This window comes from Acaryochloris marina S15, from assembly GCF_018336915.1.
GTDB lineage: Bacteria > Cyanobacteriota > Cyanobacteriia > Thermosynechococcales > Thermosynechococcaceae > Acaryochloris > Acaryochloris marina_A.
On sequence record NZ_CP064923.1, the window covers coordinates 2,357,021 to 2,376,188 of the forward strand.

The 19,168-nt window shown below is 46.2% G+C and carries 11 protein-coding genes and 1 pseudogene; 8 read left to right on the forward strand and 4 right to left on the reverse strand.

What is annotated here, in order from left to right; translation table 11 throughout:
• The first annotated feature begins 45 nt into the window (after positions 1 to 45).
• The 4 genes and pseudogenes from I1H34_RS11405 (at position 46) to I1H34_RS11420 (ending at position 4,712) form a co-directional block, all read left to right on the forward strand.
• A complete protein-coding gene (locus tag I1H34_RS11405; protein ID WP_212662243.1) occupies positions 46 to 1,131 on the forward strand; it encodes an IS630 family transposase in 1,086 nt (361 codons plus the stop codon).
• A gap of 49 nt (positions 1,132 to 1,180) precedes the next feature.
• Positions 1,181 to 1,936 (forward strand): annotated as a pseudogene (locus I1H34_RS11410) (MFS transporter); the annotation flags it as partial.
• A gap of 124 nt (positions 1,937 to 2,060) precedes the next feature.
• The gene (locus I1H34_RS11415; RefSeq protein ID WP_212665725.1) at positions 2,061 to 4,154 is read left to right on the forward strand and encodes a tetratricopeptide repeat protein; all 2,094 of its coding nucleotides are present in this window, start codon (positions 2,061 to 2,063) and stop codon (positions 4,152 to 4,154) included.
• A 138-nt stretch (positions 4,155 to 4,292) separates the two neighbouring features.
• On the forward strand, positions 4,293 to 4,712 hold the full coding sequence (locus I1H34_RS11420) for a RodZ family helix-turn-helix domain-containing protein (RefSeq protein ID WP_212665726.1): 420 nt from the start codon (positions 4,293 to 4,295) through the stop codon (positions 4,710 to 4,712).
• A gap of 201 nt (positions 4,713 to 4,913) precedes the next feature.
• Here I1H34_RS11420 and I1H34_RS11425 read toward each other — a convergent pair whose 3' ends face one another.
• Positions 4,914 to 5,228 carry a hypothetical protein gene (locus I1H34_RS11425; protein ID WP_212665727.1) on the reverse strand — a complete coding sequence of 105 codons (315 nt, stop codon included), beginning with the start codon at positions 5,226 to 5,228 and terminating at the stop codon, positions 4,914 to 4,916.
• Positions 5,229 to 5,714: 486 nt separating this feature from the next.
• On the opposite strand from I1H34_RS11425, the gene I1H34_RS11430 reads away from it, so the two are divergent.
• On the forward strand, positions 5,715 to 6,203 hold the full coding sequence (locus I1H34_RS11430; protein WP_212665728.1) for a 2TM domain-containing protein: 489 nt from the start codon (positions 5,715 to 5,717) through the stop codon (positions 6,201 to 6,203).
• A 177-nt stretch (positions 6,204 to 6,380) separates the two neighbouring features.
• Here the strand turns inward: I1H34_RS11430 and htpG are convergent, their stop codons facing one another.
• Entirely contained in the window at positions 6,381 to 8,387 is a 2,007-nt protein-coding gene (gene htpG / locus I1H34_RS11435; RefSeq protein ID WP_212665729.1) for a molecular chaperone HtpG, read from the reverse strand.
• A gap of 431 nt (positions 8,388 to 8,818) precedes the next feature.
• Here htpG and I1H34_RS11440 point away from each other — a divergent pair, with 431 nt between their 5' ends.
• Both I1H34_RS11440 and I1H34_RS11445 read left to right on the forward strand, forming a co-directional pair.
• Positions 8,819 to 10,033: a sensor histidine kinase gene (locus tag I1H34_RS11440; protein ID WP_212665730.1), complete on the forward strand. Its 1,215-nt coding sequence runs from the start codon at positions 8,819 to 8,821 to the stop codon at positions 10,031 to 10,033.
• Between the two features lie 293 nt (positions 10,034 to 10,326).
• Entirely contained in the window at positions 10,327 to 11,928 is a 1,602-nt protein-coding gene (locus tag I1H34_RS11445; RefSeq protein ID WP_249370018.1) for a CHRD domain-containing protein, read from the forward strand.
• Positions 11,929 to 11,981: 53 nt separating this feature from the next.
• Here the strand turns inward: I1H34_RS11445 and I1H34_RS11450 are convergent, their stop codons facing one another.
• Positions 11,982 to 15,257 (reverse strand): DEAD/DEAH box helicase, encoded by a 3,276-nt coding sequence (locus tag I1H34_RS11450; RefSeq protein WP_212665731.1) that lies wholly within the window; start codon positions 15,255 to 15,257, stop codon positions 11,982 to 11,984.
• 411 nt (positions 15,258 to 15,668) lie between these two features.
• On the opposite strand from I1H34_RS11450, the gene I1H34_RS11455 reads away from it, so the two are divergent.
• The gene (locus I1H34_RS11455; RefSeq protein ID WP_212665732.1) at positions 15,669 to 17,819 is read left to right on the forward strand and encodes a polyribonucleotide nucleotidyltransferase; all 2,151 of its coding nucleotides are present in this window, start codon (positions 15,669 to 15,671) and stop codon (positions 17,817 to 17,819) included.
• On the opposite strand, the gene queG is transcribed toward I1H34_RS11455, so the two are convergent.
• The gene (queG, locus tag I1H34_RS11460; protein ID WP_212665733.1) at positions 17,749 to 18,780 is read right to left on the reverse strand and encodes a tRNA epoxyqueuosine(34) reductase QueG; all 1,032 of its coding nucleotides are present in this window, start codon (positions 18,778 to 18,780) and stop codon (positions 17,749 to 17,751) included. The two genes, I1H34_RS11455 and queG, sit on opposite strands and share 71 nt — an antisense overlap.
• Between the last annotated feature and the right edge of the window lie 388 nt (positions 18,781 to 19,168).

The window sequence follows — 19,168 nt, forward strand, 5'->3', positions numbered from 1 at the left end:
TCTTAGCTCTGGCAAGGATTTCAAGATTATCAGAGGTCATCCAGTATGCTCGCACAATTCAAACTGCGCTTTACCCAATCAACACGCAAAAAGATTGAAGCTAAACTGCGCCAGGCATACGGGAGTCAGAATTTACGTCTGGTCAAACGTATTAGTGCTTTATTGCAGCTTGGTCAAGGTGGTTCAGTGGCACAGGTAGCTGAAACATTGGCACTAGGCGAACAAACGATCAGGGATTATCTGCATGCATTTCTAAAACGAGGTATCGCTAGCTTTAGATACAAAGCGTCTCAAGGACGTCGCAGCAAACTCACTCCACGGCAACGACAACAGCTCAAGTCATGGATTAAAGCAGGTCCGCTCAAAGCTGGATACGAGTGTGGTTGTTGGAGTGCATTAATGGTTCAAGACCTGATTGCGAAACGCTTCAATGTTTCCTATCATCCCCATTATGTGAGTACTCTACTGAGGAACTTAGGCTTTTCATTTCAAAGAGCACGGTTTGTTGCAGCTCATCTCAATGAAGCCAAGCGACAAGAATGGATGACACACAAATGGCCTGAGATTTTGCGTTTATCAGCAGCCAAAGATGCCCTAATTTTATTTGGGGATGAGGCCAGTTTTGCGCAGTGGGGGTCGTTAAGCTACACCTGGAGTCTTCGTGGAGACCAGCCAACATTGCCCACCAGTGGTAAACGGAAGGCTTACAAGGTGTTTGGATTAATTGATTATCATTCTGGTCAGTTCTTCTATCAAGGTCAGACGGGACGCTTCAATTCTGAAGGGTATACTGCTTTTCTAACTCAAGTACTCCAGCAGACTCACAAGCATATTATTCTCATTCAGGACGGGGCTAGATATCACACCAGTAAAGCAACTAAGCAGTTCTTTGACCAGCAATCCGCTCGCCTTACTCCTTTCCAATTACCCACATATTCTCCTGACTTCAACCCAATTGAATTCTTGTGGAAGAAACTCAAAAAACGCAGCACACACCTACGGTTCTTCAAGCAATTTGATGACTTAGTTCAGCAGGTCGATGAGGGGCTACTGTACTTTAGTCAGACTCCCAATGAAATTACTGTCTTAATGGGCAAATATTGCAAAACCTTGGGTACACAAGCTGCCTAGCTAATCACGGATCTTTATCTGTAGATCTATAGCTATGATTCCTCTGGTAACCCTCTCCATTCCTGAGGGCGAAATCATCCCTACAGAATCTGAAACGAATCAGATTGATATTCGTGGCACCATTCGGGCCATTCGTCTGGTTCCTGGACTGTTTGCTCTCATTTTCTTCAATACCTTCAATAACTTATTGGGGGGAGTCTTTATGTCTCTGATGGATGCCTATGGCTTGTCACTGGTTTCAGTCCAAACCTGGGGTGTTTTATGGGGAGGATTGAGCTTAGGATTTATTTTGGGCGGCATCATAGTAGCTCGGAGAGGGCTAGGCAAAAATCCCCTGCGAACCCTTTTTCTTGCCAATGCAGGAATGTGGCTGGTTGCCATGTTTTTCACAATCCAGGCATCAATTGTGTTGTTGACGATTGGCGCATTTATTTTTCTCTGCTTAGACCCAGTGGTTGAGGCGGCAGAACACACCATCTTACAAACGGTGATTCCTTATGAACGTCAGGGCCGTGTCTTTGGCTTTGCTCAAAGTATTGAACAATCTGCTTCACCCCTGACTGCCTTTATGATTGGCCCCATTGCTCAGTTTGTTTTTATTCCGTTTATGACCACGGGGGCTGGGGTCGAACTCCTGGGTCCTTGGTTTGGGACTGGTCGAGATCGAGGAATCGCCCTGGTGTTTACGGTGACGGGACTGGTGGGATTGATATTGACCGTATTGGCAATGCGATCGCACTCCTACCGAACCTTATCGAAGCAGTATCGCAAAGCTAAAACTCATAGTCTTGAGGCAAAGGTGTAAATCTGCAGGGGGCCTGTTCCCATTGGGGGAAGTGAAGATATGGATTCAGCACCGATGCTACAAGGATCACGGTGGCTAGAAAGTTAGAATTGAGTATGGTTCCTCATATTTTCGATACTGCAACATGATCTGTTGCCTCAGTCCTACCTGCGATCATCCCCAAAACCACGATGGAGTTCACTATTGCCAACGATGTGGTGTGCCCCTATCGGCGTTACTCAGAAACCGCTATAAAGTCGTCAAACTTTTGGGGAAAGGAGGGTTTGGTCGTACATTCCTGGCCCATGATACGGATAACCTCAATGAACGCTGTGTCGTTAAGCAGCTCACCTTCCAATCCACCAATGCCTGGATGGCACAGAAGGCTATCCAGCTATTTGAAGGGGAAGCCCAACAGCTTCAGCAATTGGGGACCCACCCTCAGATCCCTGCTCTACTGGGCTATTTTGAAGACGAAGGCTGTCTTTACCTGATCCAGCAGTACATAGAAGGGAAAAATTTAAAGCAGCTTTTAGAGCATCAAGGTGCTTTTTCTGGGGAACAGATTGAGCAGATATTGCTTCATCTGCTTCCGGTTCTCCAATACATCCATGAACGCGGTGTTATTCATCGAGACATTAAGCCAGACAATATTATGCATATTCCTGGAACCGGGAAATATGTGCTGATCGATTTTGGCGTTGCTAAACCCATCCCTGATCCGTCGAAGGAGCTATCTGGAACTGTTTTGGGGTCTCCTGGCTTTGCTCCTTATGAGCAAATGCGTTTAGGCATTGCGACGCCTAGTGGTGATTTATTTGGCTTGGGGGCGAGCTGTTTTTATCTCTTAAGCCAAACGTCTCCGTCCACTCTGGCAACGGAACATGGCTACAGTTGGCTAGAGTCGTGGCATTCCTATGTTTCCCAACCCCTTAGCCCTTTACTAAGGCAAGTTTTGAGTCAGCTTTTGCAAAAAGAAGCCTCAAACCGCTATCAATCCGCAGAAGCAGCCCTCAAGGAGTTAACTCGGAGGGTGCTGACCCCAGATGCCAGTACCATAACAGCTCTACCCAAAGCTTCGACGTTACCATTGCCAGTGCAGGTCCAGAATTCCCTAGAAGCGTCTTTACCGCCTACGAAGGTGGTTGAATCTTCTGTAGACCGTCGATCCAAGCCTTTTATTTTTTATCTCGCGCCCCAATCTAATGCTACCCCTCTCCAAAAAGACACATCTCTCCGCATTCCTCGCAAGGTGGTTGGGAGTGCCCTACTCACTTTGGCTCTCCTCGGCGGCATCGGATATATCGTCGTCCAAGGGTTACTTACCGTTTCACCCAAAGCGATCACGGTTGCAGAAGTCAATCGACAAGTTCAAGGCCATCTCCAACAAGGGGATCAACAGTTTGCCGCAGGGGACTATCAACAGGCACTACGTGAATATGCAGCTGCGATTCAGAAAGACCCTGAAAATGCGAAAGCCTACTTTAATAGTGGCATTACGAAACGTCGGCTCAATGATCTACCGGGGGCTATTGCCCATTACACCACCGCTATTCGTCTCAAACCTACCTCTGTCGATGCCTATAATAATCGAGGCCTGGTACGCAGTCAGTTAGGAGATAAACTCGCTGCCATCGCTGATTTTACGGAAGCGATTCGTCTCAATCCCCAGCATGTTCAAGCCTATAACAATCGAGGAACTATCTATTCTGAGGTTGGAAAAAAACAGGCTGCCATCGCAGATTATTCCCAAGCGATACAGATCGATGCTCAGTATTATGAGGCGTACTTTAATCGCGGCATTGTGCAGTCAGATCTGGGCAATACCAAAGCTGCGATCGCAGATTATTCCCAAGTTCTTCGCCTGAATGTCAACTATGCTCAGGCTTACAATAATCGGGGAATTGCTTATTTTGCCCTTGGCAATTTGAAGCAAGCAATTACTGATTATACTGAAGCGATTCGGGTTGATGCCAAATATGCCAGAGCCTATACCAACCGGGGAACAGCTCAATTAGCCTTGGGGAATACACAAGCCGCAATTGCCGACTACACCCAAGGGATTCGCATAGATCCTAAGTATGCTAAAGCTTATGAGAATCGCGGTACCGTAAAAAGCCAGCTCGGCAAAAAACAAGAGGCTATTCAAGACTTACAAAAAGCTGCAGATATTTACCAATCTCAAGAGAAAACAAAAGACTACCAGAATATTATTGAGAGTATAGAAAAATTGCCATAACGTCCCAAATATAGATATTACTAGAAAAGGGTGAGGTTTTGGTAAAAGGGCGTATTTTTTTGCCAAAATATTTGAAACTTTGGTGCTCGAAATTTCGTCCTTTTAGGCAACTGTTCCCTAACCTTTGAGGTCATTTTAATGACTAAATTAGTACCCAGCATTCAACGACGCGTCTTATCCACAGCCGCCTTAGGTTGCTTAGTGAGCTTCTCTATTCTGTCCCCCCAGATGGCTAGGTCCCAGGACGTTCCTCAACCAGACCAATCCCCGGCAGCGACCGATGAAATCACACCGACCCCTGAAGCGGCCCCTACTCCTGGAACCCCTGAAGCCCTTCCCACTCCTGATCCCACAACTCCCAATAGTGGCCAGACTATTTCACCCACGACGGTAGAAGAGAGTTCTGATTCTATCGGTGGTGCTGACAGCCCAGCTCCTGCAGCTCCTACAGGTGATGTTGCCCCAGCTAGTCCTGCCGGGATTAGCGAGCCAGCCCCGGCTACCCCAACAGCCCCAGCAGATGAAGTTGCGCCACAACCCGTTCGTGGATTGTGGTAGCCCCAATCTTCTGGATGGGATCTGAGTAAAGATCCAAATGTAACTTGCCCAGTAGATGAACCTTGAGGATTGATCTACTGGGCAAGTTGCTGAGGGAATGAGCGATGCGAAGATGGCCAGTTTGAGAGGGTATTATCTCCATCCTGCTGAGAACGTCTCACCTGGGATAAGGTTCAAAATGTTTGGCAGCACCATCAACCCTCAACCGATATTCAGTAATTCACTGAGTTGATTGAAAATCTGTAAGCAATGATTCTGTTGGTGAAAGGGCAATTCTTCATTCGTAACAACGACATCCATTTGCTTAGCATTAGCGGAGCCTAGGGCATTTTCCACCGCAACTTCAATGGTGACGAGTTTGGCCTGGGCAACTTGTCCAGGATGTTCTCGGGCAATCAGACAGTCCTTTTGGAAAAATAAGACTTCTAAGCCGTTCCCATCTAAAAATGTTTGTAATCTAGAGTAAACGTTATCTAAAGGCTGTGAAACGGTTGTTGAGCAAGTATATCTAGCCATAAAAATTTATAAAGATGTTATTCGTCTAAAGGAGAGTCGCCCTCAATTTTCCCTATCTGGGAATGAATTGCATGGGGAAGGAGGCTCCTATGGGCTCAACTTCTCATGTATTAGTGAAGTTCCGGTTAATCCCGTTTCTGTCTTGAAGCGTTGCCAGATAGAAATTGGATGGCGATGGATAGGAAAACGACTCGGGTTAGATAGACGAATTCCATCAGGTTTCCTGGCGTTAATCTCTGGGTAACAGAAGTGATACCTGTTTAGCAAAGCTAGGGGAAAGACGTAGAAATTTCCGAACCCTTTCTGAAAGCACTGAGATTAGGGCCAAACAGCCGACAATACGGTCATTAGAGGCCTTCTCAACATGTACTGACGTGGACCGACAACAGATTGTTTTAAAAAAAGATTAGGGCTAGCCCTACCCTATTCGAACTGTGACGGTCGGCAAGTTTGTCATAATAGAATTGAGATACTGGATAGTTTGGCATGGCAACGGAACCGTCAAAAGCAACATTGACCTATAGCCAAGAGCAAATTCAGCAAATCCTCAACCTTGCGATCGCACAGCAAGACTATGAGGGTGAATTTTCCCATGCGCAGCTTTTGGAAATCGCCGAAGAGCTGGCGATTCCCCAAATCACCTTGGAACAAGCAGCCCAAAGTATCAAAACCCAAGAAGGGGAATTAGTGAAGCGCCAAAGCTTTAATCAGTATCGTCGCGCCAACTTACGAAAAAAAGCAGGACGATATGCGATCGCAAATGCAAGTCTTATCCTGATCAATACCCTGATGGGATTTTCCTCCCCATGGTCCTTGTATATTGCCTTGATCTGGGGATTGCGCTTAGGACTGAATACCTGGAATGTATATCACACCGGAGATGAAGCCTACGAACAGGCTTTTCGGCGCTGGGAACGCAAGCATCAGTTTCAAAAAAAAGTCGATACCTGGCTGGGACGATTGTTGAGTGTCTAGCTGAGTAAAGCGTCTCTCATACCATTTACCTTGATCTGCAAGCACATAGTCCCCTCAGCATCGATACTGAGGGGACTATAAACAGGTCTCTCGGCCCTAGACATTGACGTATTCTCATTCTCGAAAGGTTGAACATTGGAAAAAAACAGTATAGTCCTTCCCCAATGTTCAGTGAACCTACTTGGCAGCTAACTCAGTCAACCGAGTTAACACCTGGTTGGAGCGCTCAGTGAACGCCTGCATTCCCTCCGCATCAAACCCTTTCTGAGCCATCAGGGCCAAATCATAAACATGGTGACAAATCTGATTTGCCAATTCTCCTGATGGGGATTGGCCATCCGCTTGGACCACCCCTCCTTGGCTCAGGGTTAACAGGTTTTGAATGAGTGGATGAGACGTGTTCACCAGCAACGTATATTCAGTGGGAAACTGCATTGTCTGTTGTTGCATCATCGCCATCATCTCCTGCATCCGGCGAGCAGATTCTGGTAACAGCACCATGGCTGGAGGAGCCCCTTGGGGAGTATCCGACTTCAGTGCTTCCGTACGAATCGTCAAATTGGGTTGGCCCAGAGACTGCTCAAACAACACCTTAATGATTTCACTGCGCGTTTGGTTCGTGGTGGGATCGACAATTTCCGCTGCTTGGTCTTTATCAATGAGGGTTTCGTCTAAATCTGCATCCACCCGAGCAAACTTAACGTCTGTATATTCCCGTTCCAAAAACGGAACAAAATGGGTATCGATAAAAGTATCCAGGAACAGAACTTCCAAACCTTGATTGTTCAGCAAGGAGACATAAGTGGCCTGGTTGACCTCATCAGTGCTGTAGTATACCTGGTTCTCATGACGCTCCTTATTGCGCTCCAGATACTCCTTCAAGGTGGTATGGGGTGGTTCTGCTGAAGTCGTAGGGGCATCTGGGGCATCTGCTGGAGAATCTGCCCAAGCATCATCTGTTGTATCCTCAGCCTTTTCAGCGGCTGGTTCAGCAGGAGTCTCGACGGTTGCTGCGGCCAGTTCAGCCGTCGTCCGATAAATCAGAATATCTTCGATCTGTGTCTTAAACTTATCGTTGTTGATAGCACCAAACTTGACGAAAGTTCCCACATCTTGCCAACAGCGAATATAGGCATCTCGATCGTCGCGATACAGAGCTTTCAGGCGATCACCAACTTTCTTAGCAATGTAATCAGCAATTCGTTTTACCGTGCGATCGTTTTGCAAAAAGCTGCGGGAGACATTGAGGGGAATGTCGCTACTGTCAATTACGCCCTGTAGTGGCATCAAGAACTGAGGAATCACCTCTTCACAGTTATCGCTGACAAACACCTGATTGCAGAACAGCTTAATTTGCCCCTTGGTAACATCAATGTCAGGCTTCAGCTTTGGGAAATAGAGAATGCCATTAACGATAAAAGGATAGTCTGTATTGAGATGCACCCACAGTAAAGGGTCTTCCTGGAAGGGATATAGATACCGATAAAACTCCAGATAATCTTCGTCAGTGAGACTGCTAGGAGACTCTTTCCAAGGAGCCTTCTGCTTATTGATTTGCTCATCCCCTAATTTGATGGGGACAGGCAGGAAATCACAGTAGGTCTTGACCAAAGACTTGATTCGAGCTTCTTCGGCATATTCACCCTCCTCTTCCATCAACGTGAGGGTAATTTTGGTACCTCGCTGATTCCATTCAGAGGCCTCTAGCTGATAGTCGGTATTGCCGTCACAGGACCAATGAACCGCTTCAGCCCCTTCTTTGTAGGACAGGGTATCAATTTCAACTTTTTGCGCCACCATAAAAGAAGAATAAAAGCCCAAGCCGAAATGTCCAATAATGGCCTGATCGCCACTATCCTTATATTTCTCGACAAATTCTTCAGCGCTGGAGAAGGCAACCTGAGTAATATATTGCTTGACCTCATCGGCCGTCATGCCGATGCCATTGTCAGTAATGGTGAGCTGCTTGTTGTCTTGATCAATGGTGATAACAACCTCAGGTTCCCCCACTTCACCGGAATATTCCCCGGCCATCGACACCATCTTCATCTTCTGCATGGCGTCTACTGCATTGGAAATCAGTTCCCGCAAGAAAATCTCATGGTCTGAATAGAGCCATTTTTTGATAATCGGGAAGATATTCTCGGTATGTATCGAAATTGTGCCTTGTTCCAGCATAGTCATTGGTATCCGTTCAGGCGATCAATAGTAATTCCATCATTTCCCTTAAAATATCGCATTTTCAATAGCCATTTAGATACGGTAAGAGCAGGTGAGATCACCGATGGTATGGGATTCGGATATCCCTACCTATCCAACCCTTGAAAGAGATGGATCCAGAACCAGTGATTAAAATAGTTAATGTCTACGAGGAAAGTATTTTACAACCTTAGAAGGGTTAGCTATTTCTATCGGAATCAATAGTTAGAGGGATCCTATAGGCTATGGGAGAACTGATCATTAATATATCCTTGAGTGATAAAGAGGGATCTGAAATTTTGCGGAAATAGTACTTGATTAAGGTGTAAACCCTGTACTATTAGGAATAAAATTGAGAATCTTTTGCCATTTGGTTAAATTTCTGTTGAATTCAGCCCGACTTTGCGAATGAAAGAATGACAACTTTGCCGAATAAAACCCTAAAGTCCAATATTTTGGTCGTTGATGATTCGGCAGAAAATCTGCGTATCCTCTCCAGCATGCTGACGGAAGAAGGATTCGCAGTTCGCTGTGCTCGCAGTGGTCTTATGGCTTTGACAACGTTACAAAATACTCGTGCCGATTTAATATTGCTAGATATTAAAATGCCTCAAATGTCAGGTTATGAGGTATGTGAACATCTAAAGGCGGATCCCGTTACCCGTGAAATCCCAGTAATTTTTATCAGCGCTCTAGATGAAGCGATGGATAAAGTTAGAGCGTTTCAATTGGGTGGTGTTGACTACATTACTAAGCCTTTTGAATTGCCTGAAGTACTGGCACGGATTGAAAATCAAATTACCATTAGTCGCTTAAGAACACAGCTGCAAAACCAACAGCGAAAACTGCTCAGACAGAATCAAGAATTAATGCGGTCAAACCGAGAATTAGAGCAGTTTGCCCATGTGATGTCTCATGATTTGAAGCAACCTTTACAAAGTTTTCTCTTCGCCATCGGACTCGTTGAACAATGCTGCCAATCGAATACTAACCCCAAGGTGTTTGAATATTTAAAACGCTTGCGAGATACCAGCGGGACGATGCAGAAGCTCATTGATGCTTTGCTGGATTATGCTCGAGTCGGCAATGAAGAGCTGGCTGTTGAGGAAATTGCCTGTGAATCTATTTTGGCCATGGTGCTCGATAACCTTCAGGTAGAAATTACTGAGAAATCTGCTGTTATTCACCATGACTCTTTGCCGACCATCATGGCAGATAGGAACCAAATAATGCAGCTCTTCTATCACCTCATCACTAATGCCTTGAAATTTCAGCCCCCTAATAACAAACCGGACATTAAAATTTCAGTGAGTTTGTTGCCACAAGATGTGGCTGAGAAAACAGGCAGTACTGGGTATCTGTCTTTTGGGAATTATGATCAGCAGGATAACCATAAAGCTCAAAGTTACCTGTTTAGTATTCATGACAACGGTATTGGTTTAGATAGTGACCAAGTTGAGTTGATTTTTGAGGTCTTCCAAAGACTTAACTCAGATGACTATTCAGGGACAGGCATGGGATTGGCAACCTGCAAGAAAATTCTAGAACGTCATAATGGCAGAATCTGGGTGGAGTCTGAAATGGGTAAAGGCACAAATGTGTACTTTACATTGCCCCAAAATCCTGCCTGATAGATTGGATGTAAAGGGCTAAGTTTTAATTTTTAAAAATAATAGAAGGCAAGTCTTAAGAGACTAGATATCTTTTGGCTTATGACAAAGAATTGGAGTACTAAATCTGTAGAATTAGTTTTCTTCTTTATGTCTTATAACCTATCTATATCTTGTAAAGTATCTGCCAGTTTGGCTTGATCTTAATAGCATCTATTTGCTTTTATACCTATAGCTAACTATTTCAAATTTTCCCCATTGGCAGTTTGAACTCACATTATTTTCATCGCTAATATTTTTTTGAAGGTTATTTTATGCTTATCTCCACAAGAAAATATCCGGTTGCAACCGAGGAGTCTGATGTCGATTTAGTTATATTTGGGGGCAATGGTGATGGGATATCTAATTCCTCGAAAATAGGGGGCACATTTGATTTTCCCCTCGATAATATTGAGCTGACAGCGGAAGACTGGCCTGAAGGTAGAGCAGAAAGGCAAATCAACCCCACAGAAGAGATTCGAAATGTCCCTCCGGGGATATTATTAGCTAGCAGCCCTGTTGTGCCTGCACTTTCTCTAGAGCAGATGGATAGTGCTGGTTTTCCAGTTCGAGTGGCTTCTGTACTCACTGCAAACCAAGAAGTTACACCTAGCAATAACCCTGATGCCAGGGGAACCTCTATTCTCCAATTAAATGCAGGTGGAGATGCCTTAAGTTATCAATTAACGGTCTTTGGTTTAGATTTCGGCAGGTTTATTGGGGATGGAACCCCCTTTACTGCAGATATTAGTGATGATGTGACCAAGGTTCATATCCATAATGCGATTAGGGGTGAGAATGGCCCCTTAGCCTTTGCGCCCATCGATTTAAGTGATCCAGCCATTGATGATCAGGATGCCGATGATTTGCAGTTCCAGCGGAATGTAGATGGATCTGTTACTTTGACCGGACGATGGGAGTTAACGGATCCAGCCTTAATTTCCCTGAGCGAGTTTGTTGATGACTTTCGCAATGTAGAAAGGGGGGGCAACATCCCCTTATACTGGAATGTCCATACTGAAGGCTCTCCATCGGGTGCCATTCGAGGCCAACTTCTAGAACGTGGATTCCAGCCTCCAGTGCGTCTTTCATCAGAGTTAACGGCTGGTCAAGAAGTAACTCCCAGCAATAATCCTGAAGCGTCTGGGCAGTCAGTTCTGGAATTGAATCGTGCGGGCGATGCCTTGAGCTATACGCTCACTGTCTTTGGTTTAGATTTTGGACAGTTTATTGGCGATGGTACTGCCTTTACGGCTGATACGAGTGACGATGTCACCAAAGTCCATATCCATAATGCGATTAGGGGTGAAAATGGTCCTCTTGCCTTTGCTCTCATTGATTTAGAAGATTTAACGGTTAACGATCAAGATAGTGACGATCTAAGGATTTCCCGTAATGAAGATGGTTCAGTGACCTTACAAGGCATGTGGGAAACCTCTGATCCATCCCTGATTCCATTGAGTGATTTTGTGAATACAATCCGGGGCACAGCCGCTAGTGAGGATATTCCTTTGTATTGGAATATTCATACTGTTGGCTCTGCGCCTGGGGCCATTCGTGGACAATGGCAACCAGATGGTCTGATGGGAGAGGACTTGCCCAATATGCTTGTGGCTGACAACTCTCAGACTTCCCTGCAAGGAAGTGGGAGCTACGATCGCTTTGTCCTGGGGGAGGACGTAGTTGAAGATAATCTTCAGCAACAGTTTGTTTTTAAGGATTTTGATGGTTTGGATGAACTGGATTTAGGATCAGCAACCTTGCTGTCAACTACTGTGATTAGCCATGACCGAATGACTGCCAGCTTGAGTAGTGGGGATACTCTGACTGTGCAAGGTGACATTACCGCAGCTCAAAACCAGATGTTGACTTTATAGGCATGGGGTGAACTGAAGTAACCAATAGATGATGCCGTTATTGACAGATGGAGTTATGTTCCTTCTTCATCAATAACGGCATTCCGGTCTAGTAACAGCAGATTACGGAGCTGATCTGTATCGAGGTCGGTTAACCAGTTCTCTCCTGCACCGACGACCTGGTCTGCCAGTGCTTTTTTGCTTTCAAGTTGTTCATGAATCCGCTCTTCTAAGGTGCCAGTGCAGACAAATTTGTGCACCTGGACGTTGCGAGTTTGGCCAATCCGAAAAACCCGGTCTGTGGCCTGATTCTCTACGGCGGGGTTCCACCAGCGATCGAAATGAAAAACATGATTAGCACGGGTGAGGTTGAGGCCCACTCCACCTGCCTTTAAGGACAGAATAAAGATACGAGGTCCTTGGGGATCATGTTGGAATCGATCAATCATCGATTCTCGCTGTTTCTTGCTGCTGCCTCCATAGAGAAGTAATGTTTCTCGCTGTAACTTAGTTTGTAAATACTGTTGGAGCAGTTTGCCTAACGCTGCAAACTGAGTAAATATCAACGCCCGGTCCCCTTCATCTAGTAATTCTTCTAGCATTTCTTGCAGCCGCTTCAATTTGCCTGAACGCTGTAAATCAAGATCTAAAGTCTCTTCATGCAAAAACTGAGCAGGATGATTGCAAATCTGCTTGAGTTTGACCAATGTCGCTAAGATAATCCCTCGACGCTGGATTCCCTTGGCAGCATCTACTGCATCCAACGACTCCTGAACCGTGGTTTGGTAAAGCTTCGCTTGTTCAGGAGTCAAGCTGCAAAAGACAGTCATTTCCTGTTTTTCAGGTAAGTCTTGGATGATGTCTCGGTCTGTTTTGGTTCGACGTAGGATAAAGGGTTGGACGAGGGATCGCAACGTCGTCAACGATGCTGTATCACCGTATCGCTCAATGGGGGTAGCAAATCGTCGTTGGAAAAAGGGCTTAGGTCCGAGATAGCCCGGATTCAGAAAATCAAGAATAGACCAGAGCTCCGTTAAGCGATTTTCTAAGGGGGTACCCGTCAGGGCAATTCGCACTTTAGCTTGCAGATTACGGACTGCCTGGGATTGTCTGGCCTCAGAGTTTTTGATATTTTGAGCCTCATCTAAGACAATTCCCTGCCAGGTGAGGGCTGATAAGGTTTTTTCATCCCGAAAGACTAGCGGATAACTAGTAATGACTAAATCTAAGGGTTTGATTTTTTTGAGGAAGGTTTTGCCTTGGGGGCGCCCCGAACCGTGGTGCACTACTACCTTTAACTTGGGGCCAAACCGATGCACTTCTCGCTCCCAATTCCCCAACACAGAGGTGGGACAAACGAGTAACATCGGACCTGTTAGTCGACCTTCATTTTTTAGGTGTAAGAGATAGGCAATAAACTGTACGGTTTTCCCCAGGCCCATATCATCTGCTAAACAAGCGCCAAGTCCCCATTGCTCTAGAAAAGTCAGCCAGCCCACCCCTCTGGCTTGATAGGGGCGTAAACTTCCCTCAAAACCAGGGGGTTCAGAAATGGCTGTTAAGGTTTGGTTGCCACTGAGGGTCGTCAGTAATGCTTCTAAGGACCCCGATGCCTCAAAACTGACCACCGGGAGTTTATCGATGGTTAAGGTATCCCCGGTACTGATGCGGAGGGCATCTTCCAAGGACAAGCCAGTTTTGTTTTGGCGAGAGGCGAAGAAATTTTGAGCTGCTTTGATATCCTGAGGTCTAAATTCAACCCATTCGCCATTAATTTCTACTAAGGGAGATTCCTGGGCAACCAACTGATCAAATTCGACTTTAGACAAAGTTTGCCCCCCAATGGCGAGCTCCCACTGAAAATTCAATAAACTGTCTAAGCCAATAGAACTGTCATTGCGAGATTGTGCAGCGGCTTTAATTTGCAATCCCAGCCGGTTTGCCATGGCATTTTGGTCTGACAAACTGGGAGGCAACATGACTCCAAACCCACTATCTTCTAGCCGCCATGCTGCTGCTTTGATAAAGTCATAGGCTTGGGTCGGAGATAAGCCTAATTTTGTCGGTCGTGCCCCTTGTAAGCTTTCTTCTAGCAAGGGGTAAACCCGGGAGGCCAATCCCAGTCCTTGCAACAACGTTTCTTGGGGACGCTCAATCTTTCGGCCTAAATAATCCATTTGTTCTGAAGTCGTATTCCAAACCACCTCTGCGGTGACTAGAAATGTTGGATCATCCGTCGCTTGTAAAAAGTACTCTACTTTCCAGTGTGTATGACCTGTTGGGGGTTGTAAATAGAAACAGGCGCGATACTGCTGTTCTTGAAGACTTTGTTCAATGGGGCGTAACCATTGATTTAGGGTCTCAACCCAGGTGCCACAGTTTTCTTTTGTCTCTTTGAGAACGGAGCTAGATGAACTCAAGGCCGGTAGCCATTGCCCAAACGTTGAGTCAACCCCTGCCTTTTGCATTGAGGTGATGAACTCATCATCAATTCCTTGGCGGACCTGATGGTCAATAATATGGGTTAAAAAATCCGTCAGCAGATATCCCGCTTTGGTCGGCAATGCCACTGCTGGTGCTTGAGTAACAGTGGCTTGATAAAACAGACAAGCTTGAGGCATCCCTTTAACGAACTGTTGAAACCGCTGTCGATCCGTCGCGCTATCCAGTAAGGGTTGCCAGTAGAAGTGGCAGGATTGGTCTGTTTGGGCCTGAATCGAGGGAATAAATTTCGAACGGGTGAGTAAATCTAGCCCCCAACGGACTGAATGGCACCAAAAAAGGAGCTCTTCCCCTAGAAAAGCCTCCTCATCCGTGCTGGTGTGTAGGGGAAGTCCGGCTAAGAAATCTAATGCTTGCTCAGGAGGGAGTTCTAAACCTTGTACTTCGAAAGGGTGCAGTTCATAGGACTCATCTTCATCTAATACAGTAGATGAGTGAAACGGGATCAGTCTTTCTTCCTCGGTATAGGCGGGCAAAGTAACCGTTTGAGCATTCCAAGAGGCTGTGCTGGGAGACGCTGTAGGGGAACGAGTTTTTGCAGATCGGGCTTTTTTACGCTTTGGGGGTGAATGGACGACCGATTGTAGGGAGGGACTGAGGAACAGCTGTCGAGACTCATATAACGTGAGCAGGAGCTGACTCAATTCCTTTGGGTCCATTCCCAAAGGATGGGGCAACGTCTCTTCAGAAATTGGGCTTTGTTTTGCGGTTGCACTGCGCCAAGTTTCAGCCCAAATAAATAATGTTCCATTTAAAGGTTGCTGATCACTGGGTTTAGACGGAGCGTTTGACTGATGCCCATCTTTAAGGTCTGAGGTTGGCCGCCAACTACCATGCAAGATCGCCATAATTTAGTTGTAATTACTCCCTGGGAGACGTATGGTCCATTCACTGGTAAAAACAGGACAGATATCACCTTTAAACTCGTTAATGTGATGACAATATTGGCACAACCTTTGCCTCATGATGATGTTGTGAAGAGATGGCTGTGATTTGTCTTTTGAGCCATCATCAATCTGAAAATATTGTTATGAGCATAAACGGTCTACCCAAACTCAAGAGTCATGAGTCTAGGCGGTGATCTTCTATACCCATGCTACAGGGTGAACTTGTCATATGGATATCCCTTTTAAAGGTCAGATGAGAATCAATAAGCAACATGTCTGAATGCTGTTCTGTAAAGCAAGCGGTTCTCTATCAATGTTAGGATTGCCACAGAAAAAAAAAGGACAAAACAATAAGTAAGGACAAGTCACTTAATGTCAGAAGTTATTAAGTCAATATCTGTTGACGGGCGGGAAATAAAACTCACCATCGGCCGTTTCGCTCCGCAGGCCGGTGGGTGTGTATTGATTGAATCTGGTGAAACTTCAGTGCTAGTCACTGCGACACGATCGTCGGGACGCGAAGGGATTGATTTCCTTCCTTTGCTCGTGGATTACGAGGAGAGGCTGTATGCTGCCGGTCGTGTACCGGGGGGCTTTCTACGCCGAGAAGGTCGGCCACCTGAGAAAGCAACTTTAACCTGTCGTCTGATCGACCGCCCCATGCGACCCCTCTTCCCGAATTGGTTGCGGGATGATCTGCAAATTGTGGCAACCACCATTTCGATGGATGAGCAGGTTCCGCCTGACGTCTTGGCCGTTACGGGTGCCTCCGTCGCCACCCTTTTGGCCAAGATACCTTTTAAAGGGCCCATGGCTGCAGTTCGAGTCGGCTTAGTGGGAGATGACTTTATTATTAACCCCACCTATGAAGAGATCTCGGAAGGAGAACTTGACCTAGTTGTGGCTGGTTCGCCTGATGGGGTGATCATGGTTGAAGCTGGGGCGAATGAAGTTGCCGAGCAAGACATGGTCGAGGCCATTGATTTTGGCTATGAGGTGGTTTGTGATCTCATCAAGGCTCAAAAAGAATTGATGGCTGAATTGGGGATTGAGCAGGTTGAAGAGGCTGCTCCAGAAACGGATCCAACCCTAGAGAATTTTGTGCAAGAGCGGGTGACTACCCCTATTAAAGAAGTTCTAGCCCGATTTGAGAAGGACAAAAATGTTCGGGATACTGCTTTAGATGAGATTAAGGATTCTGTGAAGGCGGCCATTGATGAGCTTCCAGAAACCGACCCTGTGCAAGTGGCAGCGATAGCAAGTCCCAAGGCCATCGGTAAGGTATTTAAGAGTATTACCAAAACCTTGATGCGCAGCCAAGTGGTTGAAGATAAGGTCCGGGTGGATGGCCGCAAGCTAGATGAAGTGCGTCCTATTTCTTGTAATGTAGGGGTTTTACCCCAACGGGTGCACGGTAGTGGTTTATTTAACCGAGGCTTAACTCAGGTTTTATCTATTGCGACCTTGGGGACACCGGGTGATGCCCAAGAGATGGATGATCTCCATCCCGATAGCCAAAAACGCTATCTTCACCACTATAATTTCCCTCCCTATTCTGTAGGTGAAACTCGTCCAATGCGTTCACCCGGGCGACGAGAAGTGGGGCATGGTGCCCTGGCTGAAAGAGCCATACTACCAATGCTGCCTAGTAAAGAAGAGTTTCCCTATGTGCTTCGGGTCGTATCCGAAGTCTTATCGTCGAACGGATCCACATCAATGGGGTCGGTTTGTGGGTCGACTTTGTCCTTGATGGATGCAGGTGTGCCCCTGGCTAAGCCGGTGAGTGGAGCTGCGATGGGTTTGATCAAAGAAGGCGATGAAATCCGGGTTCTCACAGATATTCAAGGCATTGAAGATTTCTTGGGTGACATGGACTTTAAGGTGGCGGGTACTGCCGATGGCATTACCGCTCTACAAATGGACATGAAGATCACGGGATTACCCATGAAGGTGATCTCTGAGGCGATTCATCAAGCGAAACCCGCTCGGCTGCATATTTTGGATAAGATGCTGGCGACGATTGATAGTCCTCGCGAAAATATGTCCCCTTATGCACCTCGCCTATTGACGATCAAGATCGATCCTGAGCAGATTGGCATGATTATTGGTCCGGGTGGTAAGACCATTAAAGGGATTACCGAGGAAACGGGAGCCAAGATCGACATCGAGGATGATGGTCGCGTGACGATTTCTGCCATAGATGAGAAGGCTGCTTCTCGTGCTCGTCAGATTATCGCGGGTATGACTCGCAAGTTGGCAGCTGGCGATGTCTTCTTGGGTAAAGTGACTCGGATCATCCCGATTGGAGCTTTTGTGGAAATTGCCCCTAGTAAGGAAGGCATGATTCATATCTCCCAGTTGGCGGACTATCGAGTCGGTAAGGTGGAAGATGAAGTCACCGTTGGCGATGAAGTGGTAGTTAAAATCCGTGAGCTAGACAATCGAGGTCGGATTAATCTGACTCGATTGGGGATTCATCCGGAGGAAGCGGCGGCGGCTCGTGCAGGCGGTACTGAGTCTTAGATAGCTTAGCTCCTTGAGCATTGGCTTTGAGAGATGCTGTGGCGTTGCGCTGCAGCATCTCTAGTTTTATGCGGCGGAGGGCGGAGGCTCTGAATCTGCGATCGCGTTCTGATACCGACAGGGTTGCTAGCTCTGTTAGCGTCGGGGCAACATTTTCAGGATAGGGCTGGAAGTCCGGAATATCGGTTTCTTGGGCAAATCTTTGGTTCCAGGGACAAACGTCTTGGCAAATATCGCAACCTGCGACCCAGCCTTGCAAATTCTCTGCTATTTGATCGGGCAATGTAGTCTCTCGATTTTCAATCGTATGATAGGCGATACAGCGATTCGCATCAACGACAAAAGGTTCACGAATTGCGTCCGTGGGGCAGGCTGTCATACAGCGGGTACAGGAACCACAATGTTGAGTGTGGGGACGATCGGGTTCCAAGTCTAAATTAGTCAGAATTTCTCCTAAAAAAAGCCAAGATCCATAATCCCGCGAGATGAGGTTGCTGTGTTTGCCAATCCAGCCAAGGCCAGCTCGCTCGGCCCAGACTTTGTCTTGGACAGGACCCGTATCGACATAGTAGCGGACTTGAGCCTGCGGGTCTTGTTCCTGCATCCACAGGGCTAAAGCTTTTATCCGGCGACCCACCACGCGGTGGTAGTCTCGGCCCCAGCCATAGCGCGAGATCTTGGCATACTCTGGTTCTGAGGGGCGTTGCTGTGGTGTGTAATAGTTGATGCCCACACAGATGATGGAGCGAACATCGGGCATGACTTGGTAGATGTCTTGTCGACGTGGATCATTCATCCAAGCCATATCGGCATCATATCCCTGGTTGAGCCATGCTTGTAAAGGGTGGGCTGAGATTTGCTCCTTATTCTGCCATTGAGAAATGCTGACAATGCCAAATTTGTGACAGCCAAGTTCGCTGGCTTTTTCCTTAAGGGTTTGACTGTTGAATTCCTGAACCATTGGTAGTCATGTCGTAAATATTTAAATCAATCGTTAGTCAAGAGGATATTAAGTATCTTTCACCTAAATGGGGCTAAGAAGTTGAAAATATATTGTTAGACACAATAGTCTTTAAGTAATAGTCCATGGATAGGGGCATTTGATTTTGAGATAGAAGATTTACAATAATCTCCTCTCCTCTTTTTTTGAGAAATTTACCTTTTATTGAGCTAATTCTGCAGCCAGGCAAAAATATCGTTATATTGCAACAGTAGCCTTCTATCTTCAATTGATTAATATTGAGTATAAAGGTGACTAAGACATTTTCTCATCTTGATATCTTCAAAATAGGGAGCTTGGACCTATGCAAGTAATCCCGTCTTTTGGTCATGCCAAAGCTAGCAGCCTC

Coding starts and splice junctions, on each gene's coding strand:
- I1H34_RS11420 (WP_212665726.1), top strand. CDS start 4,293: ATGACTAAATTAGTACCCAGCATTCAACGACGCGTCTTATCCACAGCC.
- I1H34_RS11425 (WP_212665727.1), bottom strand. CDS start 5,228: ATGGCTAGATATACTTGCTCAACAACCGTTTCACAGCCTTTAGATAAC.
- I1H34_RS11455 (WP_212665732.1), top strand. CDS start 15,669: ATGTCAGAAGTTATTAAGTCAATATCTGTTGACGGGCGGGAAATAAAA.
- I1H34_RS11440 (WP_212665730.1), top strand. CDS start 8,819: ATGACAACTTTGCCGAATAAAACCCTAAAGTCCAATATTTTGGTCGTT.
- queG (WP_212665733.1), bottom strand. CDS start 18,780: ATGGTTCAGGAATTCAACAGTCAAACCCTTAAGGAAAAAGCCAGCGAA.
- I1H34_RS11415 (WP_212665725.1), top strand. CDS start 2,061: ATGATCTGTTGCCTCAGTCCTACCTGCGATCATCCCCAAAACCACGAT.
- htpG (WP_212665729.1), bottom strand. CDS start 8,387: ATGACTATGCTGGAACAAGGCACAATTTCGATACATACCGAGAATATC.
- I1H34_RS11445 (WP_249370018.1), top strand. CDS start 10,327: ATGCTTATCTCCACAAGAAAATATCCGGTTGCAACCGAGGAGTCTGAT.
- I1H34_RS11450 (WP_212665731.1), bottom strand. CDS start 15,257: ATGGCGATCTTGCATGGTAGTTGGCGGCCAACCTCAGACCTTAAAGAT.
- I1H34_RS11405 (WP_212662243.1), top strand. CDS start 46: ATGCTCGCACAATTCAAACTGCGCTTTACCCAATCAACACGCAAAAAG.
- I1H34_RS11430 (WP_212665728.1), top strand. CDS start 5,715: ATGGCAACGGAACCGTCAAAAGCAACATTGACCTATAGCCAAGAGCAA.